General features: G+C 43.3%; 7 protein-coding genes. 2 read left to right on the top strand and 5 right to left on the bottom strand.

Translation table 11 applies throughout. The features are described 5' to 3' along the window. From WA010_RS05125 to WA010_RS05140, 4 genes are all read right to left on the bottom strand, one after another. A partial coding sequence (locus WA010_RS05125) for a pyridoxal phosphate-dependent aminotransferase (RefSeq protein ID WP_422556068.1) occupies positions 1–585 on the bottom strand: 585 nt, incomplete at its 3' end. A 27-nt stretch (positions 586–612) separates the two neighbouring features. Then, positions 613–1,842 carry a hypothetical protein gene (locus WA010_RS05130; RefSeq protein WP_422556069.1) on the bottom strand — a complete coding sequence of 410 codons (1,230 nt, stop codon included), beginning with the start codon at positions 1,840–1,842 and terminating at the stop codon, positions 613–615. 36 nt (positions 1,843–1,878) lie between these two features. Continuing rightward, entirely contained in the window at positions 1,879–2,379 is a 501-nt protein-coding gene (locus tag WA010_RS05135; protein WP_422556070.1) for a hypothetical protein, read from the bottom strand. Next, positions 2,351–3,367, bottom strand: coding sequence for an aldo/keto reductase (locus WA010_RS05140; protein WP_422556071.1), 1,017 nt, complete (start codon positions 3,365–3,367; stop codon positions 2,351–2,353). The genes WA010_RS05135 and WA010_RS05140 overlap by 29 nt, the downstream gene beginning before the upstream one ends. Before the next feature lie 90 nt (positions 3,368–3,457). On the opposite strand from WA010_RS05140, the gene WA010_RS05145 reads away from it, so the two are divergent. Beyond that, positions 3,458–3,787, top strand: a complete 330-nt coding sequence (locus tag WA010_RS05145) for a hypothetical protein (RefSeq protein ID WP_422556072.1) — start codon at positions 3,458–3,460, stop codon at positions 3,785–3,787. 106 nt (positions 3,788–3,893) lie between these two features. Next, positions 3,894–4,742, top strand: a complete 849-nt coding sequence (locus WA010_RS05150) for a DUF234 domain-containing protein (RefSeq protein WP_422556073.1) — start codon at positions 3,894–3,896, stop codon at positions 4,740–4,742. On the opposite strand, the gene WA010_RS05155 is transcribed toward WA010_RS05150, so the two are convergent. Further along, positions 4,731–4,932: J domain-containing protein (locus WA010_RS05155; protein ID WP_422556074.1), on the bottom strand; the 202-nt coding region annotated here is incomplete at its 5' end. The genes WA010_RS05150 and WA010_RS05155 overlap by 12 nt on opposite strands.

The raw sequence follows: 4,932 nt of genomic DNA on the forward strand, positions 1-4,932 counted from the left end.
GGCAAAGACGATCAGATCGTGTTTCTCTGCAAAAGCTCCTATCGCTTCGAGTTCGTCGCGAGTATAAACTTTGCCGCTCGGATTGGCGGGGTTACAAATCACCATCGCTCTCGTTTTCGGGGTCACTACCGCTTCGAGTGCATCCATATCGAGGTTCCACTCCGGTGCTTCGAGGCGAACAAATGTCGGGATAGCTCCTAGTGAAGTGAGGGTGGAGCGGTGATAGCCGTAATAGGGTTCGAACAATATCACCTCATCGAGGGGGTTGAGTAATGCCATACACGCCGTATAAAATGCCCCTGTCGCTCCATCGCTTACAAGAACTTGTTCGGGGAGAATATCAGCCTCGTAAAATCGTTTCATCTTAGAGGCTATCGCAAAACGCAATCGCGGTAATCCCTCGGTCGGGGTATAAATATTAATTCCCTCATTCATCGCCGCATATGCCCCCTCAATCACCTCGCGGGGAACTTCGAGATCGCAGACACCTTGTGCCATATTGATCCCGTTTAGAGCATTACACGCTCGCGTCATGGAGCGAATATGGGATTGTTCGATCGTACCGCTACGTTGGCTCAGTTTCATACATTTTCTCCCTAATCAAAAACGAGATTATAACTTACGCAACAACTTGACAAGTATTGCCAGTAAAACAACCCCCGATCCTATCAAAAGGAGTGCTCCTGTTTTCCAAAGCACTGCGTTTGCTAATCCTATCGCAATCGCTATGGCAACCAGTCCGCTCACAGCCAATCCCCATTGAACATCCGCCCATCGCGCAGGGAGGAGCTGATGGAGCATCGGCACTTCCCGTTCATCGATATAAGGAGCATAACGTTCAAACCACACTAAGAAGGGGACGATCTTATACAAATGTGCCGTGATTAGAAACCCTAGAAATCCGGCGGTCAAAAACCAAAACGAGAGGGCAAGTGCTTTTTCATCGCCACTCAACACACCGTATATTCCCAAGCCCATCGAAAGAAGCAGCGCAATAAATGCCACTACAACGGAGCGTTCCCAGATATCACTGTATCCCCGTTTTTTCGAGGTGAATATCCGATACACCTGCACCATATAAAAGCCAACCGATCCCATCCCGAAAAACAGAGCAATCTTCTCTAACATCTCTATTTGTAATGCCGATGCGAAAATCATCATGACTACCGAAACGATCATCGTGTAAAAGCTGATCGTATGATCTCGATCCGAGGGTCGGTTGCACGCACCGAACATCGGGAGCAATACCGTACTCACCCCCATGATATTGAGCATCACGTATCCGCCGAACACGGCAAAGATATGCCCCATCCGCCACTGCGATGGATCGATATTTATCACCCCCGTATATCCCAATGCCATCATCAAACCGATTCCCAATCCTACGCTTAAAAAGAGGGTACTCCATTGCATCGAGAGTGTAACACTGGTACGGCGGCGACTACGGCGAAGAGTGACAAACAGATTAAACGCGAAAAGCCCCAATGCACCGAGAATGATACTCCCTCCTGCTCCAAGCAAAGAAGCATCACGAATAAATCCGATAGCCAAAAGGGATGTCCCGATAACTAAAAGGGGCCAAATCCATCCAAAGACTTTTGGATAACGATGATGAATCTCCCCCACCACAACCGAGAGCTGTCCCATAGCCCCGATAATTACCATCATCACAAAGCCGATCATGTAGAGATGGACCCATCCGATCACTCTGAAATCACGTAGAGTGATATCAGAGGGTAAAAAAAACAAGAAACTCATAGAGACGATATAAAAAGTCACTGCCACCACAAAATAGGGAGCAATCCATCTGAGCGGAAGGGAAAAATCGGGTGAGACGTTCATAGAAACTCTTTTTAATAGCGATTGTAACTCAGAGCGTCACGGAAGAGATTGATTAGTATCAAGATCCTCAATTTTTATAATCAGACTATTGAGCCGATCTTTAAAATAGATCTCCCCTTTGCCTCTGCGATAGGTGATGTCCATCTCATCATTTCGAATAAACTGAAACAACCGTCCATCACACATCTCCTCTTTCCCTTTACCCATAAAAATATCTTTTCCCAGTAAAACATTGCGCATCGTATCACGAGGATAATCAGGATATAAATACTCTTTGACAAACGCCTCTTCGCTCATGCACCCTGCACTCACACATACCTGATCGTCAATCGAAATTTTCTCGACCGCGACTCCTGCCGTAAAGAGTTCCACCTCTACCGAGGTATCATCATGGCGGATATACCCCGTATCGGCGAATTTGATTTTAGGTGTTTTGAGGGTGATGATTTTTGGTTCACTGAACTGATAATGTTTGGTGGAGCACCCCGTGATAAACAGGGCGAGGATACTAACCCATAGGATAAAGAATTTTTGCATGTACCTCATCCAGTTTTTGGAGTGTTTCTCGATCTAATATTACGTTCATGGCCGCAAGACTCGCATCCAGCTGTTCGGGGGTTGTGGCACCGATAATCGTGGATGCGACAAAATCAAACTGTTTGCTCCATACAATCGCCATCGTCACTGGATCTAAACCTGCTTCATGAGCAATTTTTAAATACTCCTGTGTCGATGCTAAGGTTTTATCGTTCATAAAGCGCGCTGCCATCAGACGCTGACGTTTATTAGAAGATTTGACATAATCACTGAATCGCCCCTGCGCATTGATGTCTTGGTTGTATTTCCCGCTCAATACCCCGCCGCCCAATGGTGAATACGGCAGAAGCGAAATTTTCTCTTCACGGCACAATGCACCAATCTCAGTTAAATCACGGCGATTGAGGAGCGAAAAGTTGTTTTGGATCGACTCGAAACGGGCCAGTTTTTCATATTTGGAAACCATCAGCGATTTCATCGTCCCCCGCGCCGTGTCGTTGGAGGTTCCGATATAGCGCACTTTTCCGCTTCGCACCAGCGAATCGAACGCCCTCATCGACTCTTCGATAGGAACGATCGTATCAGGCCAGTGCATTTGATAGAGATCGATATAGTCCGTTCCGAGCCGTTTGAGTGATCCCTCAATCGCCCTCTCTATGTGAAATCGATCAATCGCCGTGTAGCCATGGCGGATAGGGGGGACAAACCACCCCGACGCGGCACCTGCAACTTTTGTCGCTAAAATAATCGAATCACGAGGTTTGGTTTTGAGCCAACGCCCCACCATCTCTTCAGTCAATCCCACAAGGCTCTCTTGCGGGGGGACGGGATAGAGTTCCGCCGTATCGAAAGAATTTACCCCTGCATCATAAGCTTTATCCATAATAGCAAATGCATTTTTTTCATCACATTGACTTCCGAACGTCATTGTCCCCAACGTAATCGGCGATACACGTAACCCACTGCGCCCAATGTAACGATATTCCATAAATTCTCTTTTTAAAGTAATGATTTTGTAACAGTATTCTACCGTTTTTTGAGATACAATTAAGATTATGAAATCAAACGGGAGATAACTATGATCAATACACTTCGTGAAGCTCAAAAGCAATTTCAAGAGATCCATACTTTACTCAATCCCAACATTCCCAAGGAGAGTAATTATTTCACACAACTCAGCATTGCAACCGAAGAGGCCTATGTAATAATGAACGAAGGGATGTGTGTTAGTACTACTGTATGCCATAAATGTGCCGAACACCGCGATTTTATCCGTTCGATGTTGGATATTCTTAGTGAGCTTGAAATCAATGCATCTGCTGCCAACACCTATATTGAAAATTTTGCCCAATATTCAGAACGTGTAAATAAAATTTTACAAGATATCCAAACCGTACTCGCAACATAAGCATTCAACTCTATACGTATATCTTACTAGCATATTATTAGTTATAATCTATCCAATGGATAGAAAACTTATAAGTCAATTTTTTCATCGTAATCTCCCTCAAGATATGGAACAATGTATTGAATTGTTCTCCATATTTGGAGGATTTGATAACGTCATTGATGTTGATCAAGAGCTAAGTAGTCTCATACAAACCCATATACTAAATCGTTTTACTGAACATCATACCCATATCCATTCCCTTCTTGAAGGAAATCCCCTTTATGCAAAACTTCTCCATGCAATCTCGGTAGGAGATCGACGAGAAGATTCCGCTTTTAGACGAGCACATATCGGAAAAGAAAAGGGTAAAGAAGCTTTTGAATATCTTCGTCATATTGGGTATCTCCAACGCGAGTATTCGAGAGAAATACCTCCGCTAAAAATCTATCCAAAACAAAAGTTTAAAAAAGAGGTTGAACGCCATCGAATCTCCCATAAACTCCGTTTTACCACTCCATTTCTACGCTTTTGGTTCGCCTTTGTAACACCATTTTACGATACGATTATCCAAGTTGAAACAAAATACTTTTATAAGAATTTTCATCAACATTACAATGCCTTTGTCGGTTATATTTTTGAAGAGTTATGTGATCAATTTATCTATGATGAATTGAGTATACGATTTAATGATATTCCTGTTGAATCAGGAAGCTACTGGAATAGAGAGATAGAAATTGATTTACTTTGTGATACGCTAAAAGGGGAATGTTGGATCGGTGAGTGTAAATGGACAAATCATAAACGGAATAAAAAAGAACTCCGCCACCTTGAAGAAAAGTGGACTAAACTCTCTTTACATCCTGACAAAATTTTTTTATTTTCAAAGCATGGATTTTCAAATGAACTTCTCTCCCTCAAACTACCGAATCTTTATCTCTTCAATGCTGAAGATTTAGAACCTTTAACTCGCTAGGCGTAGGGCATCATATGCTTCTTGAAGAAGCTGAAACTTTTGAGTGTATTTATTAATGATTTCAGGACTTTTTGTCTGAACACGATCAGGATGGTAACGGCGCGCTAATGTTCGATACCGTTTTTTTAAATCTTCCGTACTGGTTCCTACCGGCAATTCGAAAATGGCATGATAACGAATCATTTTATCC

The organism is Sulfuricurvum sp., assembly GCF_049305995.1.
Taxonomy (GTDB): domain Bacteria; phylum Campylobacterota; class Campylobacteria; order Campylobacterales; family Sulfurimonadaceae; genus Sulfuricurvum.